The following is a 20175-nucleotide window of genomic DNA, read 5'->3' on the forward strand; positions in this document are numbered from 1 at the left end:
TGGTCTAATTAACGAACTTTCGCGTCAATCTCAACTAAATCAGTTAAATGGCACACTTCACCACTGTGAGTTTTAATACCATGCTCACCAAAGTAATCGCGTTGTGCTTGTACTAAATGACCATTACTTGGCGTAGTAAGTGTTGCAAAATAGGTTTGCGTAGAGCTTAATACCGGGAATGCTAATCCGGTCATCATCGCTTGGCCTGCTATCTTACGCAGTGCTAACGCTTCTTTTTCGAGTGTATCGATAAACTCAACACCCTCAGCAATATTATCTAAGTAATCAGCTCGGATAATACACCCTGCGCGCCATGTTTGCAGTGTTTTAGATAAGTCTACTTTCCATTGATGGGCACGTGATGCACCTTTAATAAGCGCAAGGCCTTGGCGATATGCCAGCAAGCTTGCAAACAAGAACGCATCTTTAAGCTCGTCTAAATCGAGCTCTACTTGCGACGTTGCTTTAGCGGCGTAGGTCATTTCTTTTGCTGCGTGTGTATCACCGGTATTGGTTAAATGACGTGCTTGCACAGCGGCAACAAGTGATGGCACAGCAATGCCTAGCTCTAGTGCATTTTGTGCGGTCCACAAACCAGTGCCTTTGGCGCCCACTTTGTTATCAATTAAATCAACTAAAGCTTCATTCGTATCGGTTTCTAACGATAAGATATGACTTGAAATAGACAATAAATAACTATTTAGTGACCCTTCAGACCATTGATTAAAAATCTCAGCAACTTCATGTGGTGTGCGGTTTGTGCCTAAACGTAGTAATTGATACATTTCTGCAATTAATTGCATTAATGCGTATTCAATACCGTTGTGTACCATTTTAACAAAATGACCACTGGCTGATTGGCCGACACGTGCAAAACACGATTCGCCTTTGTAGCTCGCAGCAACTTTCTCAAACCATGACTCGACACGCTCCCAGCCACCTTCTGAACCACTTGCCATCATTGCAGGTCCATGACGAGCGCCTTCAGCACCGCCAGAAATACCCATAGTGGCAAATTCAAATTTATTTTGATATTTCAGTTTACGCGATATGCCGTCTTTATAATTACTATTACCACAATCAACAATAATGTCGTCGCAATCAACGCCCGCTTCAACTAATTCGTTACACACTTTATCAACTAACTCACCTGCTGGTACTAATAACAAGATTGAGCGAGGCGGCGTTAACCGTTTTACCATATCAGCTAAATCAGACACAATGTGCAGACGGTCTGCCATGCCCTGTAATTTAGCACAGCTTAATAGCTCTTCGCCCGCATCTGGGTTTTTATCATAAGCTACTAGCGTCATACCCTGTTCTATCAAGTTCAGAGCAAGATTTTTACCCATAACGCCTAACCCGACTAATGCAACTTGCATTTAGTGTCCTCCTCGGTAACAACTATTGGTTAGTAAATGAAAATAATACCGCGCGCATTATATACCCAAGCCACTTAAAAATGCGAGCTTAGACAACAGATACCGCGCTATGCGCAGCAAAATACACAAGATACGGTAAATTATATCAAACAACGCCTCCCACAGGGGAATTTTCCTTGTATGGATTTCTGAGCCGAGCATTGACGAGACCTGACACCGGTGTCATAATGTGGTCATATTTTTTGTATAAAATTATGACAGCCTAATAAATAACACTGTATTGAACAATGTATTGGCTGAGCATAGAAACTGTAATATGCGTGTTAGTTAAAACGGCATATATAAATAACGAAAAACCGTCAACCTGCTTATCATTTATTAAGCCTACAGGAGAATTTGATGCTTAGACGCACAAAAATAGTCGCGACCCTTGGACCTGCAACCGATCGAGATAATAACTTAGAAAAAATAATCCGTGCTGGTGCAAACGTAGTGCGTTTGAACTTTTCACACGGTATTGCACAAGATCACAAAGATCGTGCCCAAGCGGTGCGTGATATTGCTAATAAGTTAGGCAAGCACATTGCTATTTTAGCCGACTTACAAGGCCCAAAAATTCGTGTATCAACATTTAAAGATGGCAAAGTAAGTTTAGTTGTTGGCGCTAAATTTATTCTTGATGCAAAAATGGAAAAAGGCCAAGGCGATGTAAATGCTGTTGGTATTGATTACAAAGAACTTCCACAAGACGTCGCACCAGGTGATTTATTACTATTAAATGATGGTTTGATCCAACTGACTGTTGATAGTGTTGAAGGCCACTTAGTTTATACCACCGTAACTGTTGGCGGCGTGTTATCAAATAACAAAGGCATCAACCGTTTAGGTGGTGGTTTAACAGCTCCAGCGTTTACCGAAAAAGATAAAGAAGATTTAATCACAGCCGCTGAGATTGGCGTAGATTACATTGCCGTTTCATTCCCGCGCAGCGGCGATGACATGCGTTATGTTCGTTCACTTGCTGAAGCGGCAGGTTCAAACGCACAGTTGTTAGCAAAAATTGAGCGTGCTGAAGCGGTAGAAACTGTTGAAGCCGTTGATGACATCGTATTAGCGTCTGATGCTGTAATGGTTGCCCGTGGTGACTTAGGTGTAGAGATTGGTGATGCGGCATTAATGGGTAAGCAAAAGCTTATTATCCGTCGTGCTCGTTCACTTAATCGTACAGTGATCACTGCAACGCAAATGATGGAATCAATGATTGATAACCCAATGCCAACACGTGCAGAGGTTATGGACGTTGCCAATGCTGTACTCGATGGCACTGATGCTGTGATGCTTTCAGCTGAAACCGCAGCTGGTGATTACCCTGAAGAAACCGTTGCAACCATGGCACGCGTTTGTTTAGGTGCAGAATCGCAAAAAGAAACCCACGTTTCTAAGCATCGCTTAGACAGTCGTTTTTCATCAAACGCTGAATCAATCGCTTTATCTGCTATGTATGCAGCAAATCATTTAGATTCTGTGAAAGCGATTGTAACGTTAACTGAATCAGGCAGCACAGCTAAATTGATGTCACGCATCAGTTCTGGCCTACCGATTTATTCATTGTCTCGTCATGCCAGTACACTTGGCCAAACAGCATTATATCGCGGTGTTTACCCAGTATTCTTTGACTCAACGAAATGTGAAAAAGATAACATGGTAAAAGATGCGCTTAACACTTTAGTAGCTGCAGGCTCTTTACAAGCTGGCGATACAGTTATTATCACTCACGGTGATGCAATGGAAACGATTGGTGCAACTAACACCATGAAGATTGTGACTGTTGCTTAATACCATAAATTATTTAGCACAGTAAAAAAACGCGAGTCAAGGCTCGCGTTTTTTATATTAATTTTATTAACTTGCTAACGCCGCTTTTACTTTATCGCGGTAACTACGGCTTACTTTTAGTTCTTGGCCGTTGTCTAACACTAATAAATATTCGCCACTGACTTGCGTCACTAACTTGCTTATTTGTTTAGTATTTACAATCGCACTGCGGTGTACACGAACAAATAGTTGCGGATCAAGTTCCTGCTCTAGTTCTTTCATGGTTTTGCGAAGAATATGGGTTTGCCCATCTTGGCAATGGAGGCACATATAATCACCAGCTGCATCAACCCATTGAATTGTCGCTACAGGCACACGGATTATTTCACCCTGCTCTTTCACAGCTAAAGATTCTGGGTAGCGACGATCTGTTAAGGTATCGCCAGTGGCCAGTTTTTTCAAAATCTCTTCACAATTATTGCCAGTAATTCCAGCGACAAAACTTGCCAATTTTTTCTTATGGGCGTTGTCTTGTTGCGTCTTCAAGTAGGTATGCACTTTTTCTACCGCCTGTTTTAGTCTGTTGTCATCGACTGGTTTAAGAATGTAATCTAAAGCATGAATTTCAAATGCTTTGACTGCGAACTGATCAAATGCGGTAACAAACACAATAGCAGGTAACGCTCTAACACTTTCACTGAGTGCTCTGGCAACCTCAAATCCATTCATTCCTGGCATTTGAATATCTAAAAAAACTAAATCTATCTTCCCTGCTTGACATGCATCGATTGCCTCTTGACCAGAGTTACATAGTTTGATGACTTCGATATCATCAAACTCCTCCAATCTTACAGCTAGGCCTCTACGGGCTAATGGTTCATCATCGACAATCAGGGTCTTAATCTTGCTCATTTTTTCACAGCCTTTTCAAACGGAACGCGCAGATTTACTTTCAATCCACTTGGCGTATTATGTGATAACACAAACGAATAGTTATTTTCATACAAGGTTTTTAGCCGGTCTTTAGTATTTGCTACCCCAACCCCTTGTGAATTAACTAATTGGCCATTAAGTAATTCAGTACCAGGGCCATTATCGCCTACTTCCAGTAATAGTTCATTAGCAAAAACTTGTGCTTTAATATCAATCACTCCACCTTCACTAAGATGAGCTATCGCATATTTAATCGCATTTTCGATGATCGGTTGCAAAATCAAGCTTGGCACTAATGCATTTTTTGCTTCATCACTGACTTGTACATTTACTTGTAATCGTTCATCAAAGCGCACTCGCTCTATTTCAAGATAAAGCATAAGTGCATGTAACTCTTGTTCAAGTGGCACTTTTTTTATCGGATCGGTATTGAGTGTATAGCGTAAAAAGTCACTCAGCTTTGACACCATTAAATTAGCATCTTTATTCTCTTTTACCAAAATCAATGTTGAGATCGCATTCAAGGTATTAAATAAGAAGTGTGGGTTTAATTGATAACGCAGCATCTTTAGCTGTGCTTCATGTGCCATGGTAGTCGCTTTTAGCGCCTTTTGTCGCTCACTTTGCAAAAGCTGATAGTATTTAATACCAAAGTACAAACCACTCCAACAAAGAATAATATAAACTGAATCTAAGCCTTGTTGAAGATAGTAAAACCATTCTGTTGGGCGATAACCATGACGATAGATTTCCCATAAATTAAACTTTTGGATCACCGCCCACAAAGTACCGGTAACATACGACGCACTGAACACCACCAACATTAAAACCCAAGGCGCTGCATTCCAGGCCTTGCGATACATATAACGCAATGGCACAGTCATTAAACATCCAGCGTAAGCATTGAGCACGATCACAAATACATAAATATCGCGCATTTCGAATACTTTAGAGCCAATGTAGTTAACAAGTGCATAACCTATCCAGCCGGCGATCTGTAAGACCCAGAAAAACCGTTGGCGGTTATCAACTAAGGATTGCCAATTCAAAATAGTTAATTACCTCATTTATTTGTAATTATTATATAGCGTTAATTAGGGTGGGATCACTACCGACTATCTCGCTTTTCACGAGCCTTACCGCAAAGCAAATGTATAGGTACTTTAATTTAGCCACAAAAAAAGGAGCCATTGGCTCCTTTTCAATACTTATTTGTAAAAGCTTAAGCTGCCGCTAGGCCTTCTTTTGCTTTTGCAACAAGCGCTGCGAATGCAACTTGGTCATAAACAGCGATATCTGCAAGGATCTTACGATCGATTTCTACAGATGTCTTTTTAAGACCATTGATAAAACGGCTGTAAGACAGACCATTTTGACGTGAAGCAGCATTGATACGTGCGATCCATAATTGACGGAAAGTACGTTTCTTCGCGCGACGGTCACGGTAAGCGTATTGACCCGCTTTAGTAACAGCCTGGAAAGCTACGCGGTAAACACGTGAACGTGCTCCGTAGTAACCTTTTGCTTGTTTTAAAACTTTTTTGTGACGTGCACGTGCGACAACGCCGCGTTTAACTCTTGCCATTTCTAAAAACCCCTATTAAGCGAATGGTAACATACGTGAAACTAGACCATGGTCATTTTTATGAACCATCATCTTAGGACGTAGGTGTAACTTACGCTTAGAAGTTTTCTTAGTCAGAATGTGACGAAGATGCGCTTGTTTACGCTTGAAACCGCCAGAAGCAGTTTTCTTGAAACGCTTAGCCGCGCCTCTGTGACTTTTTAGCTTATAAGCCATTGCAATAACTCCAAATGTATTGCTTTAAAATTAGTAAGCAGGCGTGAGATATATTGCTATAGCTCCACTTTTAGGCCTAACTTACTGCCATAGTCCGGTGAAAACCCAACATAAATGCTGCAGTTTTACTTTAATACCGGTTAGCACAGGTGAATACTTGCGTATTACTTGGTGACCTGAGCTAAATTCGGTGCGCATCTTAACCTGTTTATTGCTTTTTAGCAACAGGCGCCATCATCATAACCATTTGACGGCCTTCAACACGATTTGGGAAAGACTCAACAACTGCAAGTTCTTCTAAATCGCCTTTGATACGGTTTAATAATTCGATACCAATTTCTTGGTGGGCCATTTCACGACCACGGAAGCGGATGGTAATCTTAGCTTTATCGCCACCTTCTAAGAACTTACGTAAGTTGCGAAGCTTAACCTGATAATCACCTTCATCCGTGCCAGGACGGAATTTGATTTCTTTTATCTGGATTTGCTTTTGCTTCTTCTTCTGCTCTTTTAGTTCTTTGCTTTTTTCAAAGATGAACTTACCGTAGTCCATGATTCTACAAACAGGCGGCTCAGCATTTGGGCTAATCTCTACTAGATCAACACCAGCGGCATCAGCCATAGTTTGCGCGTCTTTTAATGACTGAATTCCAGCTTGCTCGCCGTCAATGTCAATTAAGCGAACTTCTTGAGCTGTAATTTCTTCGTTAATACGATTTTTTTGGGCTGTTTGTTGCCCTTTCTTGCCGCCTCTAATGGTACGTTCCTCCAAGAATATCTAATAATAAGCGTGTAGTTAGCAATTAAATGTATGCCCTACACGCTGGATTTTTATAGTCGATTTTTAATTTCATCGCTAATTTTAGCGACAAAGTCATCAACATTAAATTTGCCCAGATCTTCACCTGTGCGGGTACGTACTGCTACTTCTTGTTGTTCGACTTCTTTGTCGCCAACAACCAGTAAATATGGGATACGTTTTAATGTATGTTCACGGATTTTAAAGCCAATCTTCTCATTTCTCAAGTCAGCAGCGGCTCTAATTCCAAGTTTATTTAATTTTTGTACAATTTCTTGCACATAATCAGCTTGTTTATCAGTGATATTCATAATCACTACTTGCTTAGGCGCAAGCCACGTTGGGAATAAACCGGCATACTCTTCAGTTAAAATACCAATAAAGCGTTCAATCGAACCTAAAATTGCACGGTGGATCATAACAGGTGTGCGACGTTCGTTGTTTTCAGCAACATAAGTTGCTCCTAAACGCCCAGGTAATGCAAAATCTAGTTGCACTGTACCACACTGCCACGCTCTGTCTAAGCAATCGTACAAAGTAAATTCAATTTTTGGACCGTAGAAGGCACCTTCACCCGGTAAATAGTCAAATTCGATGTTATTTGCTTTAAGTGCTTCAGCAAGCGCAAGCTCTGCTTTGTCCCACATTTCGTCTTCGCCAATGCGTTGTTCTGGGCGAGTCGACAACTTAACAACAATTTTTTCAAAACCGAACGTTTCATAAGTATCATAGACCATTTGAATACAGGCTGATACTTCGGCCATGATTTGCTCTTCAGTACAGAAGATATGCGCGTCATCTTGCGTAAAGCCACGAACACGCATTAAGCCATGTAATGCACCTGAGGGCTCATTACGGTGACAACAACCAAATTCAGCCATACGCAGCGGTAAATCACGGTATGATTTTAAACCTTGGTTAAAGATCTGTACGTGACCTGGGCAGTTCATTGGTTTGATTGCGTATTCACGCTTTTCAGACTCAGTGGTAAACATGGCCTCTGAATATTTTTCCCAGTGACCTGATTTTTCCCATAACGAACGGTCCATCATCATTGGACCTTTAACTTCTTCGTATTGGTATTCACGCAGTTTTTCACGTACGAATTCTTCTAATTCGCGGTAAATGCTCCAACCATCGTTATGCCAAAACACCATACCTGGTGCTTCTTCTTGCCAATGCCATAAGTCGAGTGCTTTACCAATACGACGGTGATCGCGCTTTTCAGCCTCTTCAAGGCGTTGTAAATACGCTTTAAGCTGTTTTTTATCGCCCCATGCAGTGCCATAAATACGTTGCAACATTTTATTTTCTGAATCACCACGCCAGTAAGCGCCCGCCACCTTCATTATTTTGAAGTGTTGGCAAAAACGCATATTTGGTACGTGCGGGCCGCGGCACATGTCGACGTATTCTTCATGATGATATAAACCTGGACGATCATCTTTGCTGATGTTTTCATCAAGGATTTCAATTTTGTATGTTTCGCCACGTGCTGCAAAAGCATCGCGGGCTTCTTGCCAGCTTACGGTTTTCTTAACCACGTCGTAGTTTGTTTTAGCAAGCTGCAGCATACGTTTTTCAATGGCTTCTAAGTCATCTTGACTTAATGAGTGTTCCATATCGATATCATAGTAAAAGCCGTTATCGATGGTAGGACCAATTGCCATTTTTGCTTCAGGGAACAATTGCTTAACTGCATGACCAATCAAGTGAGCACATGAGTGACGAATGATTTCAAGGCCATCATCATCTTTTGCGGTAATGATTTCAAGGCGAGAATCGTCTGTAATTAAGTCACAGGCATCAACACGGGTGCCGTTAACACGACCAGCTATGGTTGCTTTGGCAAGGCCTGGGCCAATATCGTTGGCTACATCTAGAGTGCTTACTGGGTTTTCAAAACTACGCTGACTGCCGTCAGGGAGAGTAATAACTGGCATTATAAATCCTTACTACAGTGGTGACGCCTACAATGCATCACATGTATTTATTAAAGTAAAATGAGTAACTCGACAACGCTTTTACGAATAAGCATTGTTAATTTTAACCGTATTTGGTTAATGCGTTTGTTGAGTCTTACCAAACACAAGCGGTTATTGTCGCGTTTGAAGCCACTAAATACAAGTATTTAGCCAGACAAATTGACAAATAACCGCTGCATTTCATACTTAATGCAATTTCAGCTGTTGGATCATCGAATGTCTGCTTTCAAAAGTATCCGTTTTGCCACCTTAAATTTACTTAATTATGCAGCGCCGCCTTATTCGTTTTATCAATTGCACGAACGTTACAATGCAACACAGTGGCGGCAAAAACAGCAGTTTATTGCACGCTTCCTGCAGCAAAGCCAAGCGACCGTTGTGGCATTTCAAGAAGTATTTAGCCCTAAACAACTCGAGGTAGTCTGTAAAGAACAAGGCTATGACTATTTTGCAACTGTGGCCAGCCCGCGCAGTGACAACCTCTACCCGCAGGTATTATTTAATCCAGTGGTCGCTATTGCTGCAAAAATTCCTTTTCAACACTGCCATGAATTAACCCCTTGCCCTGAGTTACTTGAGTATTTAAATAATCAAAATGAGTTTAAATTTAACCGCACGCCAATTAAGTGCCACTTTGATGTACCTGGCTTTGGTGAGTTAGCCTGTTATGTGGTGCATTTTAAATCACAACGAGTGCATTCAATGGCGCATATGTTAAACATTCATAATTTAGACGATCCGTTACTTAATTTACTACAGCAAACGGTTGGCATGATGCAATCGCAAATATCACGTTCACTCGAAGCCTCAATCGTTTACTACGATGCACTAAAAACCCAGCGCGAGAAAAATTGCGCCACCTTAGTGATGGGGGATTTTAACGACAATATACAAAGCCCGGCATTATCATTTATGACCCAAGGATTTCACCCTACTCGATGCGAACCCTGCTTAGAGCTTGAACAACCCATCGTTGGGCTCACTGACGCGTTTGAATTAAGTAGCGAGGCTATCGCAGGTAAAATAAAACCCGTGACTCATTATTACAAGGGCCGTGGCAATGTTTTAGATTATATTTTAGTCTCCGGCCACTTTAATACTAAGTGTGTGTTATCGCGAGTACAGTCTTTACGCTATTTAAGTTTCGACAGTCATTTAAATCCTGAGCAAATAGATGAAGATATTTGCGTCAGCGATCACAGTGCTATTGGCATTGAAATCGCTTTTAATGGCAACGACGCTCGCATCTTGAGGTGACTTGGGTATAATGTAACAAACTAGTTATTTAGAGAATGACAATGAGAACATGCGGTGTAGAAATTACCGGTAGTGACGTACTACTGTGTATTTTAACAAAAGACAAAGACGTATTTGATATACGCGATATTCGCCAAACTCGCTTTACCTTAGGTAACGGCAATGACACAGAAGTAATGCGTAAATTCCAATTTGATTTTGCAAAATTAATGCAAGATTACCAAATTGATTCTGTCGCTATTCGTCAACGTGCACCAAAAGGTAAGTTTGCCGGCAGTGCAAATGGTTTTAAGATGGAAACAGCGATTCAATTAATTAAAGAGCTCGACGTACACTTGTTTACAGTGACTGAAGTTAAAGAGCAATTAAAGCGTAATCCAATTCCTATCGATTTTGCAGAAACTGGACTGAAAAAGTACCAAGAAAATGCATTTGTTAACGCTTATGTGTATTTGATGAAAAAAACCTACCGCAGTGAAGAGCTTTAATTTTTAATTAACCTCTATCTCGCACTGAGCGTAACGCTAGTAAGTATTGCAACCATGTTTGCAGTTACTGCTAGCGTTTTTTATTGCCTAAAATTCTTGATTTTTATTGCTACATTGGTCGTATAGCACTTTTCTTTGTCGACAATCTATGCTTTTCTAACAATGTAAACTCTCACAACATTGATACGGAGAACAATGATGCAAGTAGAACAGATTGAAGCGACTGTAAGCAACATAGATAATGCAGTCAATAATCCCACAAAACTATTAAAAAGCTACTATCAGGGGGCGCATAGCCCTGCATTGATCAATAAAACCATTGGCAATTACCTAGATAGCATTGTCGACAATAACCCAGATCATCCAGCAATAGTCGTTCATCATCAAAACATCCGCTTAAGTTATAAACAGTATCAACAGCAAATCAACCAGCTCGCAATGGGATTGCTCGCTTTAGGGGTAAAACCAGGCGATCGGGTCGGTATTTGGTCTCCTAATAACCTTGAGTGGTCCTTAACGCAATTTGCAACGGCTAAGATTGGGGCCATTATGGTCTGTATTAACCCAGCCTACCGCCCTAATGAATTACAATATGCACTTAACTCAGTACAATGCTCCACGCTCATTACCGCCTCAAGTTTTAAAGCCAGTAATTACTTGGCAATGTTAAATGAGTTACTGCCAGAACTTGCCACCGCAACAGCAGGCCAGCTCAAGGCAAAAAACTTACCCGATCTGAAGAATATTATTCGTATTGGTGATGACCCCGCAGCAGGCATGTTTAGTTTTAAACACGTTATGGCACTGCCCAATGATGCAACACAACAAACGCTCAATACCATTGCTGCAACCTTACAACCTGATCAAGATATCAATATCCAGTTTACGTCCGGCACAACAGGTAATCCAAAAGGGGCGACTTTAACCCATCGCAACATTTTAAATAATGGTTTTTTAATGGCGAATGCAATGAAATTAACTGCTGCTGATAAATTGTGTATCCCCGTTCCTTTATATCATTGCTTTGGCATGGTACTTGGAAACCTTGTGTGTATCAGTAAAGGCGCCACTGCGGTATTCCCCGGCGAATCGTTTGATCCTACAACCACCTTAGAAGTGGTTGAGCAAGAGCGCTGCACCGCACTTCATGGCGTACCGACGATGTTTATTGCAGAGCTTGAACTAAAAGATTTTTCCCGTTTTGATTTATCAAGTTTGCGCACCGGCATAATGGCAGGATCGACATGCCCTGAGCAAGTGATGCGAAAAGTACACACACTAATGCATATGCAAGAGGTCGTGATTGGCTATGGTCAAACAGAATGCAGCCCTATTAATAATGTCACGGAAATTGATTCGCCCATCGAGAAACAAGTCACCACGGTTGGTCGTGCCCTTGCCCATACAGAAGTAAAAATTATTGATGAATTGGGAAATATTCAAAAAATTGGCCTACCTGGTGAAGTGTGTAGCCGTGGCGCTGGTATTATGCGCTGCTATTGGAATGATGAAGAAAAAACCGCCGCAACGATAGATAAAGATGGCTGGCTGCATTCGGGTGATTTAGGGGTAATGGATGAGCAAGGCTTTGTTGCCATTGTTGGAAGGATCAAAGATATGATCATCCGCGGTGGCGAAAACATCTACCCGCGAGAAATTGAAGAAGTACTCTACACTTATCCTGGCGTGCAAGATGCCGCTATTTTTGGTATTAATGATGAAAAATACGGTGAAGAAGTCTGTGCCTGGGTGCAACCCAAAGAAGATGCTGTATTAACCGAGCAAGAAATTCGTGCTTTCTTGAAAGATAAACTCGCCTATTTTAAAGTACCGAAACACATACGGTTTGTTGAGCAGTACCCGATGACAGTAACGGGCAAACTACAAAAATTTAAAATGCGTGAACAAATGCAAGCTGAAATAAAAGAAGCCGCGTTTTCTTAACTGTCCTAATTTGTAAAAAATTTTACGACTATCGAGAGGTTGAGCAGCCTGTGCTCAGCCTCATTTTATTTTAAGCGCCTGCATTTTACTCAGCGGCGGGTAGCATGTGACTCGTTAAAAACAAAAATTGATAAGGGATCACTTTTTGCCAATAGTGCCAATCATGGGCCCCTGGACGCTCAACATAATCATGGCGTATTCGCTGTGACAATAACGCTTGGTGAAGTTCACGGTTCTGCTCAATAAAAAAATCTTCAACACCAATATCCAACATAATAGGCAGGCTATCAGCGGTTTTCTTCCACTGAGTGTTCCCTGCTGCCAGTTTATGTAAATTATTAATGATAGCTGCGTTATCCCAGCGCTGTGGGTATTGGCTATATTCACCCAATACTTTCGCAATACCAAACTCAGCAGCAAAGGGGCGTAAATCCACACCACCAGACATAGACGTCACAGCGGCAAATACCTGTTGATTATTTATAGCAACGTTCAATGCACCATACCCTCCCATTGACAAGCCAGTGATCCCCCGCCCCACTTTAGACCGATTGGTCGAATAGGTATTATCAATATAATTTACTACATCTTCTGCTATGTAAGTTTCATATTGGGAATCGTTAAGCACTGGCGAATTTAAATACCAAGCGCCGTAGTTACCATCAGGGTTCACAACTATCACATCATACTGATCAGCTAATTGCGCTATATTGGTTAACTTAGTCCAATCTGTATGGTTACCGCTAAAACCATGTAATACATAGATCACATTGTAACGTTTATTGGTTGAATAGTTATCCGGCAGTACCACAGTGATTGGCTGTGCTATCTTGGTTTTTTGCCCTACAAAAGTGTTGCTCTTAACTTCAAATGCAACAGCGTTGCTACTAAGCACAAGGCTAAAAATGATTACAACGAGATGTTTCATATTGTTATTTTTTAATGATGTAATTGTATTTTTATCATTCCACTGTTTTTATACGAAGTAAACAACTAATTTATCATACAATTAAAGCCAATTATAAAGACGATTAATCTCGCTGTTTCCATAGCTTCACCATACATTATTTGCCAGGTGCTTTTTGACGAAATCTATCCTTGCAAGATTCGCCTTTTTTCCGAACTTTGGATAAAGCTCCAACATACCCAACCATTGAGTAAGAAATTCGTTATTTGATAGTGCTTTAGGTTTGTTTTCGCAGTATTCACGCTCGACTCTAAATAACTCAGCCTTGATTGCTCGCATTTGTTTCCAGCAGGTGTAGCACAGTTTACGCTCAATCCACATATACTCTTTTCTTACTTCATAAGCCTGTTTCTGATCTTGAGCAAGAAATACAGCCTCACTGTTACATTTGATGCAAACGTATTTAATATCTTCATAATACGCTGCGAGAAATTCGTGGCCGACAGAGCGCTTTGATTCTTGCGAGTATTCATTTCTATTTAGCGGAACTTTATTCATTGGCGTATTAACCATTTCGTTATGTTAAGTCGAGAGACAGTAAAGTGATACATTGAGTATCAGCTTTTACGTATATGCCTATTTATGTATTGTGTTTTACGCATGCTAATATTAGCCTTCGAGTTTATCCTCATTTACTTCTCTTTCTCTGCTCTTTGTGGAAAAAATCTTTAAATGTATTTTATTCACAAAGAGGTTTAGAGACGCTGCGCTTTAGAGGAATATAAGCAGACGAGGTAAACTAATTTGCTTACTGGATTAGAGTTGATTTGAAGTTGACCGTCACTGTATAAAAACGGTCAAAAAGAAAGAATACTAGTGTCTATTGAAATAGTTAAGGCTCATATGTGTAATTGCCCTAAGCCCAAGATAGATTACAAGGTAATTGATAACTACTGAACTCGATATGTACTACCCGCCGATGATTAGGAATAACTGATTTACTTGATGAATGTAAAAGATGTGGGCGCATTATAAGAGCATCACCTGCATTAACAGCACAAGAAAAAGGCTTTTCCGTTTTTGAGATTAAATCAATTTCATTTTGAGCTAAGATACCTGATTTATGACTACTAGGTATAACTCTTAAACACCCATTTTTTTCATCGGTATCATCCAAGTGAATCCTGAACGCAATCATTTTATTTAATACATCAACTGGTGGTTGAACGTGATGTTTACCATCTTTAATACTCCACGCTTTCCATTGCTCTATTTCAGCCTTTGCGTTTACGCAAATAGTCTTATCTTGATGCCATGTAACCAACCAATTGTAGCCAGGTGTTTTATCGAAGAAAATAACTCTTACTAGATTAGCCTCAGCTTTTAATATTGATTCTGCTTTTTTTATAAGTTTTTCAGATGAGCACAATTTTTTAATTGTATGGAATTTATCGTTAGCGTTGCGAATACCAAATTTAGGGTAATCCTCAGAAAATGCTTCAACTTCAGTTTTGATCGAATCTATTTCAGGTTGAGAGATAAATTTCTCTAAAATTTCAAAACCGTTATCACAAATGTTCAAATTAGACATATCCCTGAAGGCAATATAGACATAATAACTCCCACACGGTGTTATCCTCCGGTTTTCGTGGGTTAGCTTAATTCAAAGCCAGAGTCATAATTAGTTTGTCAATTAACTAAACAGCAGAGGCTAACATGAATAAACATAGCATACTTTTTATCGGTCTTGATACACATAAAGAATTCAATGAAGTCGCCTATATTGAAGATCATAGAAATGCGCAACATGTTCACCTTGGCCGATTTTCTTCTTCCAAAGTTGCAGTTCAAAAGCTTGTTAGTCAGTTTCCTAAAAGAGTAATTTAAAGCCTCAAAGCTTCACATATGGGCACTATTTGATGGCTATAATTTCTCGAAGTGCTAGCCAGCGAGTATGTTCCCAATGAACAGGACGGATGAGCATAATGTGTTTGTTAGAAGTGTTATGCTTACCACCCCTCGAAATGCGTACCAACCTCTTTGCCTTTTTCTAAATCATCTTTTGCGAAATAGCCAAAGCGGTTATGTTCATTTCGCATACTTAACCTATGAAATGTAATACAACAAAGTAAATAGACTAACCAGAAAAAAAGCAATAACCCAACAAACAGAAATGACTTTTCGGTGAAATTAAGGCCATCTCTGAAGAAGACTATCGGGATACCAATAAGAGCGACTAGCCATAAAGTATGCAGAAATGTGACTTTTGCAGCAGTCATTAATATAGCGGGATTGTAGTACGACATTTGCAAATCCTTATAGTATTTCTAAGGCTCGGTACTAGACGAGCTAATAGTTGTTGAGGAACGAGACACCAGCCAACTGTTAGATGTCCTTTTCTTTATAGCCTTGCTATGTGTCTACTGGTTACAAGCTACCTGGTTACTTTCACTAACAGTAATTACAAACCGCTTATTAAACTCATTGTTAGTTATATAACCACAGGACCCGCTTATAATTTTTCTGCCTATGCTGAATGAGTAATTATAGCTGCCATCACTTTGAGAGAGTGAGTAATAAATAGTATTTTCCTGCTCAAGCTCAATAGTACCAAAATTCAAATTACTGTTAAGCAAGCTAACATTTACGTTGCTTATAACGTTCTCAGATTTATTTACTACCGTAACATTTGGAGTGATATAGAAATATAAGTAATAAGATCCGATACAAACCAATAAAAGAAGAATAGTTATTTTAACAAACAGGTTCATCAACTGTCTCACTGGCATACAACGAGCCTGTAGTTTAACTCGTTTTCAATTTATTTTTATTGATGCGTTAACCGTTAACCATAGCCGAGTTGCTATTTTGATTCAATCGACAACTGACTTTCACATAAACTATAAAAGAGGATTTACTGTTGCTTTATTGACGCTTTGTAAGGTCTGACTGGTGGCTTATTTGCAGAGGTAGTAGCTTACCTTTATTAATGCATCGTGTTTTACGCATGCCAATATAAGCCTTCAAATTAATCCTCATTTACTTCTCATTCCCTTCTCCTTGTGCAAAAAAACTTTAATTGAATTATTCACAAAGAGGTTAAGAGACGCTGCGCTTTAGAGTGAAACCGATGCGAGATCCACAAAGTATTTACGTAGCTGGGGACGCTGCTACCTAATAGCCAACAATTATCAGCTAAAGGTGGATTTAGAACACAGGATCCGTCGCAGGATAAGAATGTGCTACTGTCGGCAATGACCCTCTTTATAAGGAATATCACGCACTAAAGTACGCAGTTTAATGAAATTGGGGGTCAGTGAGCGACTCGCCATAGCATGTGGTATCACCAGCACCAAAAGTAGGCGCTTGGAAGCGAAGGCCCTTGTCGAAGCTCAAAAACAAAAGGAATTAACATTGCGCTAGGCAATAACTACTTAGCTTCACAAGGTTTAGTGTCATTGAGAGATATTTGGATCAATATTCATTACGGGAGATGAACCGCCCATTGCACTTCCTGTTAATAAAAAGCGCATGTTAGGTGGTGTGGGGGCTGTAGGAGACCTCCGGCTACCCGATTATAGTGCTTTAATGAACGCATACGGTTGTACATGAGAGAAATAAATTTTATCTATTTCGAATTCCAGTATAAATGGGTCGACACATCCTTGATGCTTGTATAGATAAACAATTTTACACACCAATCGAGCTGTTAATTTAATAATATCGTCATTATTAATAGTATTGGCACTTGGCTCATAAACATAACGACTTTGAGTAAATAATTTTCTATTTTCATGCAAGATCTTAAATTCAAAAGGCTCAAATAGATAAGTTTGTAAATCTTTTGGTAATGCCTCATACAGAACGGTTAAATCATGTACATCTGATTTTTTAGGTAGCGTTCCATCCGCGACCAGTGACTTTTTATCAAATTGATAGGTCTCGTTTAGTTGCCCATGGTTACCTGCAACTGAAACGAGAAAACTCTTAAGAATTATTTCAATTGATAGAGCACACATTACTGTCTGTAACCCCATCCTTTGATGGTTAGACATAACAGACATACTGTAATAATCAAAAGCACATTCTATCATGTAAGGCCTAAACTCAATTTTGCTTACATTGGAGATGTTTGGTTGAAAATTCATGGACTCTCCAGATTAACTATTTGCGCTATAACGCCCCAAACAGCGGAAAACGCGAGCGTTTTGGCGCAGCTAGCGAGTGATTTTCCGATGACTTGGCTTGTTAGCTTTGCATGTCAATTTCAACAACTTGAGCCTCTTTAAATATACTTTTAGCTCTTTCAAACACAATACTTCTATTAGCTGAATGCACTGTAATATTGATTGCGTTATCCGATAATGTAAAAAGTGTAATACAACCTGCATTTTGGACCTTTGCTATATCCGACTTTTTTACCAATCGACCTTCAGTATTATAAAAACGAGAATAAGAATTTGATCTTACCTGCACGTTTGAACCTAAATCGTTAAACGTCCTTTCTGCTTTATCCAAAAAGTTGACGGGAATCATTGATTCCAACTTTATAACCAATACAAAGAACAATACGGAACCAATCAGAAAAATTAAGGTGTCGATAATGCCTCCGCAAAGCTAACGAGCCTGTAGATTAACTCGTTTTTTAATTTATTTTTATTGATTCATTAACCATAGCCGAGTTCCTATTTTGATTCAATCGGTTACTTTGATTTTACGTAAAATATAAAAAGAGGATTTGCTGTTGCTTTAATTGGCGTTTTGCCGGTGTTTGAGTCGCTTATTTAAGGAGATAAGGGTTAGTTTTATTAAAGTAGTGTGTATTACGCATGCTAATATAAGCCTTCAAGTTAATCCTCATTTACTTCTCACTCCCTTCTCTTTGTGCAAAAAAATTTAGTGAATTATTCACAAAGAGGTCAAAAGATGCTGCGCTTTAGAGGAAGACACAAAAGAAGTATAAGTCACTGCTGCGCCAATAGCTGCTTCAATCTGGTACAGTTTTATTTAAACCTAGGCCCACAAAATTGGCATAATCCACGAACGTCCAACTTCATTACGGGAAACATATTCTCGAAATTCACTTTTTGAATATCATTGGGTGTGTCGGGACCTCTGCCATATTGTCCACAAGCAGCACATTGCCTAATCCATTTTCGTGTTCTTGGATCACGCAAGAACCACTGTTGAGTTTTAGTTTCAGTTCTCATGAACACCAAAACGACCGCATTTGCAGCTGGTTTGTAGCGCAGCGGAAAACCAGTCCGACAACATGCGCTTGTTATAAGGCATTTATTGCACGACCAAAATTAACACCACCACGTTCCTCAAGTTCAAAGCTTTGACCTTGAATAAGCTTCGGTTTTTGACGAACGTACATTTTGAAACCAGTTGCTTTAAGTGATATTTCACCTTCTTGGCAATCAAAGCGATAAGTATGAGATGTGAACTTGCCATTTGGTGTTAGTTCTGGATTTTCCAAGTACAGGTCGGCTACCTCAATGAGACCTTGTTGTGATTCAATATCAATTCTCACATCAAAAGCATTTTCAAAAACCATTGTTGCCGGAGCAACCCAAAATTTGAAGTATGTTTCATTTTCCTTCGGGTGAACCCATTTGAATATGTAATCTAGATCTAACAAGTATTCGAATTGCCCTGAATTGGCGACCATTGACCATATTGACGTGTCATGCCACCCCATTACATTGAAGTCAGCTTCAGACCAAACTTCCTTTTCCAATTCGTATGCGCTCACTCGATTCATGCCTTATAACGCCGCAAATAAACGGCTAAAAATAGTTGGCTATAATTTGTGAGGTACGAACAAAGCCAACTGTTTTTTGTCCACACTTTTAATTTGCTTTGTTATATTGCGACTTACACAATACATTTTGGCTACGCCCATTACCATACAACTTTAACCTTTCTGTACCACCTGTTTTTTCAAAAAAACTTTGTAATGTAATTTCTTTTTGCTCGTAGCTCATTAGATGCCAAAAACCGTAAAACCCTTTGAACCAAAAGTAATAGAACACAGCTCCAACGGCTAATAATAAATATACAGATTTACCTACTTTTTGTTTGTACTTTATGCCGCAATAAAAAAACCAAATACAGCTCAATATCGCCACAATCAAAAATGCTGAAAAAGGTGTTATTACAGTATCAGAGTTACTCCAAATAGAGCTTAGACAAGTGGAGTTCCTATCTAACACCATAGAGAAAGTTAGTGTAATTTTAAAAAAGAAATACAACAAAACGGTAGTGAATACCGCATATAAAATACCGCTTTCCTTGCATTCTTTCTTATTCAACACTTGACCTTACAGAGCAATATAACGCCGCCAACAGCGGCCGAGCGTAGCGAGGTCCAGCCACGAAGGGGCGATGCTGATTGGCCTTGTGTACGCCCGACATGGGCATTGACTTATGAGGTGAAAGTCCTCTGTAGGAAGATCACCGTTTAAATAACATACTGTTATTAAACGATAACTACTAGCGAATGGCAAGGGCTAAATCGCGAGAGATAGTCTGAAGGAAGCCGCTAGCATTCTTTATAAAAGTAAGTGCGAGCTGATGAACAAAAACATCATATTGAAATGGTCAACTAATTTTGGAGAGATTCTAATGCGGCATTTTTTAATTCATTATATTTCTGATGCGGTGTCATATAATCAAGCGTTGAATGCCTGCGTTTGTAATTGTAAAACTGAATATAATTACCTACTTCACTTATCACTAAGCGATTAAAACTCAAAGTGAATGAATCGAAAAGTCGGGTCGGTCCTGTATCAGGCTCGAAATTTCTCGGGTTTACCTTCCGTTACGGTCAAGTGCAGATCCACGAACAGGCGCTAAAGA

General features: G+C 39.8%; 18 protein-coding genes and 2 pseudogenes. 5 read left to right on the forward strand and 15 right to left on the reverse strand.

The genetic code is table 11. The features are described 5' to 3' along the window. Positions 1–8 precede the first annotated feature (8 nt). A complete protein-coding gene (gnd, locus tag A7968_RS09360; protein WP_064666309.1) occupies positions 9–1382 on the reverse strand; it encodes an NADP-dependent phosphogluconate dehydrogenase in 1374 nt (457 codons plus the stop codon). A gap of 399 nt (positions 1383–1781) precedes the next feature. On the opposite strand from gnd, the gene pyk reads away from it, so the two are divergent. Further along, a complete protein-coding gene (gene pyk / locus A7968_RS09365) occupies positions 1782–3218 on the forward strand; it encodes a pyruvate kinase (RefSeq protein ID WP_064666310.1) in 1437 nt (478 codons plus the stop codon). A 66-nt stretch (positions 3219–3284) separates the two neighbouring features. Here pyk and A7968_RS09370 read toward each other — a convergent pair whose 3' ends face one another. The 6 genes from A7968_RS09370 to thrS all read right to left on the reverse strand — a co-directional run bounded on the left by A7968_RS09370 (position 3285) and on the right by thrS (position 8673). Next, positions 3285–4109, reverse strand: a complete 825-nt coding sequence (locus A7968_RS09370) for a LytR/AlgR family response regulator transcription factor (protein ID WP_064666311.1) — start codon at positions 4107–4109, stop codon at positions 3285–3287. Beyond that, positions 4106–5179: a sensor histidine kinase gene (locus A7968_RS09375; protein WP_064666312.1), complete on the reverse strand. Its 1074-nt coding sequence runs from the start codon at positions 5177–5179 to the stop codon at positions 4106–4108. Before A7968_RS09375 ends, A7968_RS09370 begins: the two co-directional genes overlap by 4 nt. Before the next feature lie 173 nt (positions 5180–5352). After that, complete coding sequence (gene rplT, locus A7968_RS09380) at positions 5353–5715, reverse strand: 50S ribosomal protein L20 (protein ID WP_008110477.1); 363 nt, start codon at positions 5713–5715, stop codon at positions 5353–5355. A 15-nt stretch (positions 5716–5730) separates the two neighbouring features. Further along, positions 5731–5931 (reverse strand): 50S ribosomal protein L35, encoded by a 201-nt coding sequence (rpmI, locus tag A7968_RS09385; RefSeq protein ID WP_004587840.1) that lies wholly within the window; start codon positions 5929–5931, stop codon positions 5731–5733. 208 nt (positions 5932–6139) lie between these two features. Then, a complete protein-coding gene (gene infC, locus A7968_RS09390; protein ID WP_084448114.1) occupies positions 6140–6703 on the reverse strand; it encodes a translation initiation factor IF-3 in 564 nt (187 codons plus the stop codon). A 59-nt stretch (positions 6704–6762) separates the two neighbouring features. Further along, positions 6763–8673 (reverse strand): threonine--tRNA ligase, encoded by a 1911-nt coding sequence (gene thrS, locus A7968_RS09395; protein WP_064666313.1) that lies wholly within the window; start codon positions 8671–8673, stop codon positions 6763–6765. Positions 8674–8931: 258 nt separating this feature from the next. On the opposite strand from thrS, the gene A7968_RS09400 reads away from it, so the two are divergent. The 3 genes from A7968_RS09400 to A7968_RS09410 all read left to right on the forward strand — a co-directional run bounded on the left by A7968_RS09400 (position 8932) and on the right by A7968_RS09410 (position 12404). Next, positions 8932–9972, forward strand: coding sequence for an endonuclease/exonuclease/phosphatase family protein (locus A7968_RS09400; RefSeq protein WP_064666314.1), 1041 nt, complete (start codon positions 8932–8934; stop codon positions 9970–9972). A gap of 41 nt (positions 9973–10013) precedes the next feature. Next, the gene (locus tag A7968_RS09405; protein WP_064666315.1) at positions 10014–10460 is read left to right on the forward strand and encodes a DUF3010 family protein; all 447 of its coding nucleotides are present in this window, start codon (positions 10014–10016) and stop codon (positions 10458–10460) included. 195 nt (positions 10461–10655) lie between these two features. Further along, positions 10656–12404 carry an AMP-binding protein gene (locus A7968_RS09410; RefSeq protein ID WP_227008915.1) on the forward strand — a complete coding sequence of 583 codons (1749 nt, stop codon included), beginning with the start codon at positions 10656–10658 and terminating at the stop codon, positions 12402–12404. 85 nt (positions 12405–12489) lie between these two features. On the opposite strand, the gene A7968_RS09415 is transcribed toward A7968_RS09410, so the two are convergent. The 3 genes from A7968_RS09415 to A7968_RS09425 all read right to left on the reverse strand — a co-directional run bounded on the left by A7968_RS09415 (position 12490) and on the right by A7968_RS09425 (position 14902). Then, positions 12490–13332 carry an alpha/beta hydrolase gene (locus A7968_RS09415; RefSeq protein ID WP_064666316.1) on the reverse strand — a complete coding sequence of 281 codons (843 nt, stop codon included), beginning with the start codon at positions 13330–13332 and terminating at the stop codon, positions 12490–12492. A 126-nt stretch (positions 13333–13458) separates the two neighbouring features. Then, positions 13459–13869, reverse strand: a complete 411-nt coding sequence (locus A7968_RS09420) for a zinc-ribbon domain containing protein (RefSeq protein WP_064666342.1) — start codon at positions 13867–13869, stop codon at positions 13459–13461. Positions 13870–14227: 358 nt separating this feature from the next. Further along, positions 14228–14902 (reverse strand): phytanoyl-CoA dioxygenase family protein, encoded by a 675-nt coding sequence (locus A7968_RS09425; RefSeq protein WP_064666317.1) that lies wholly within the window; start codon positions 14900–14902, stop codon positions 14228–14230. 125 nt (positions 14903–15027) lie between these two features. On the opposite strand from A7968_RS09425, the pseudogene A7968_RS23130 reads away from it, so the two are divergent. Next, positions 15028–15189: pseudogene (locus A7968_RS23130) on the forward strand (IS110 family transposase); the annotation flags it as partial. 1697 nt (positions 15190–16886) lie between these two features. Here A7968_RS23130 and A7968_RS09440 read toward each other — a convergent pair. The 5 genes and pseudogenes from A7968_RS09440 to A7968_RS23140 all read right to left on the reverse strand — a co-directional run. After that, positions 16887–17459, reverse strand: coding sequence for a hypothetical protein (locus A7968_RS09440; RefSeq protein WP_064666320.1), 573 nt, complete (start codon positions 17457–17459; stop codon positions 16887–16889). 100 nt (positions 17460–17559) lie between these two features. Beyond that, on the reverse strand, positions 17560–17856 hold the full coding sequence (locus A7968_RS09445; protein ID WP_157586703.1) for a hypothetical protein: 297 nt from the start codon (positions 17854–17856) through the stop codon (positions 17560–17562). 736 nt (positions 17857–18592) lie between these two features. Continuing rightward, a complete protein-coding gene (locus A7968_RS09450; protein ID WP_064666322.1) occupies positions 18593–19069 on the reverse strand; it encodes a hypothetical protein in 477 nt (158 codons plus the stop codon). Between the two features lie 97 nt (positions 19070–19166). Continuing rightward, the gene (locus tag A7968_RS23135) at positions 19167–19628 is read right to left on the reverse strand and encodes a hypothetical protein (RefSeq protein ID WP_157586705.1); all 462 of its coding nucleotides are present in this window, start codon (positions 19626–19628) and stop codon (positions 19167–19169) included. A gap of 293 nt (positions 19629–19921) precedes the next feature. Further along, positions 19922–20053 (reverse strand): annotated as a pseudogene (locus A7968_RS23140) (IS3 family transposase); the annotation flags it as partial. Positions 20054–20175 lie beyond the last annotated feature (122 nt).

It is taken from the genome of Pseudoalteromonas prydzensis (genome assembly GCF_001661495.1).
Classification (GTDB): Bacteria; Pseudomonadota; Gammaproteobacteria; order Enterobacterales; family Alteromonadaceae; genus Pseudoalteromonas; species Pseudoalteromonas prydzensis.

What these genes read in the sequence shown, in the direction of transcription:
- rplT (WP_008110477.1), bottom strand. Translation starts at nt 5,715, where the DNA reads ATGGCAAGAGTTAAACGCGGCGTTGTCGCACGTGCACGTCACAAAAAA.
- A7968_RS09420 (WP_064666342.1), bottom strand. Translation starts at nt 13,869, where the DNA reads ATGAATAAAGTTCCGCTAAATAGAAATGAATACTCGCAAGAATCAAAG.
- rpmI (WP_004587840.1), bottom strand. Translation starts at nt 5,931, where the DNA reads ATGGCTTATAAGCTAAAAAGTCACAGAGGCGCGGCTAAGCGTTTCAAG.
- gnd (WP_064666309.1), bottom strand. Translation starts at nt 1,382, where the DNA reads ATGCAAGTTGCATTAGTCGGGTTAGGCGTTATGGGTAAAAATCTTGCT.
- A7968_RS09400 (WP_064666314.1), top strand. Translation starts at nt 8,932, where the DNA reads ATGTCTGCTTTCAAAAGTATCCGTTTTGCCACCTTAAATTTACTTAAT.
- A7968_RS09415 (WP_064666316.1), bottom strand. Translation starts at nt 13,332, where the DNA reads ATGAAACATCTCGTTGTAATCATTTTTAGCCTTGTGCTTAGTAGCAAC.
- A7968_RS09440 (WP_064666320.1), bottom strand. Translation starts at nt 17,459, where the DNA reads ATGAATTTTCAACCAAACATCTCCAATGTAAGCAAAATTGAGTTTAGG.
- A7968_RS09425 (WP_064666317.1), bottom strand. Translation starts at nt 14,902, where the DNA reads ATGTCTAATTTGAACATTTGTGATAACGGTTTTGAAATTTTAGAGAAA.
- A7968_RS09370 (WP_064666311.1), bottom strand. Translation starts at nt 4,109, where the DNA reads ATGAGCAAGATTAAGACCCTGATTGTCGATGATGAACCATTAGCCCGT.
- pyk (WP_064666310.1), top strand. Translation starts at nt 1,782, where the DNA reads ATGCTTAGACGCACAAAAATAGTCGCGACCCTTGGACCTGCAACCGAT.
- thrS (WP_064666313.1), bottom strand. Translation starts at nt 8,673, where the DNA reads ATGCCAGTTATTACTCTCCCTGACGGCAGTCAGCGTAGTTTTGAAAAC.
- A7968_RS09405 (WP_064666315.1), top strand. Translation starts at nt 10,014, where the DNA reads ATGAGAACATGCGGTGTAGAAATTACCGGTAGTGACGTACTACTGTGT.
- A7968_RS09410 (WP_227008915.1), top strand. Translation starts at nt 10,656, where the DNA reads ATGATGCAAGTAGAACAGATTGAAGCGACTGTAAGCAACATAGATAAT.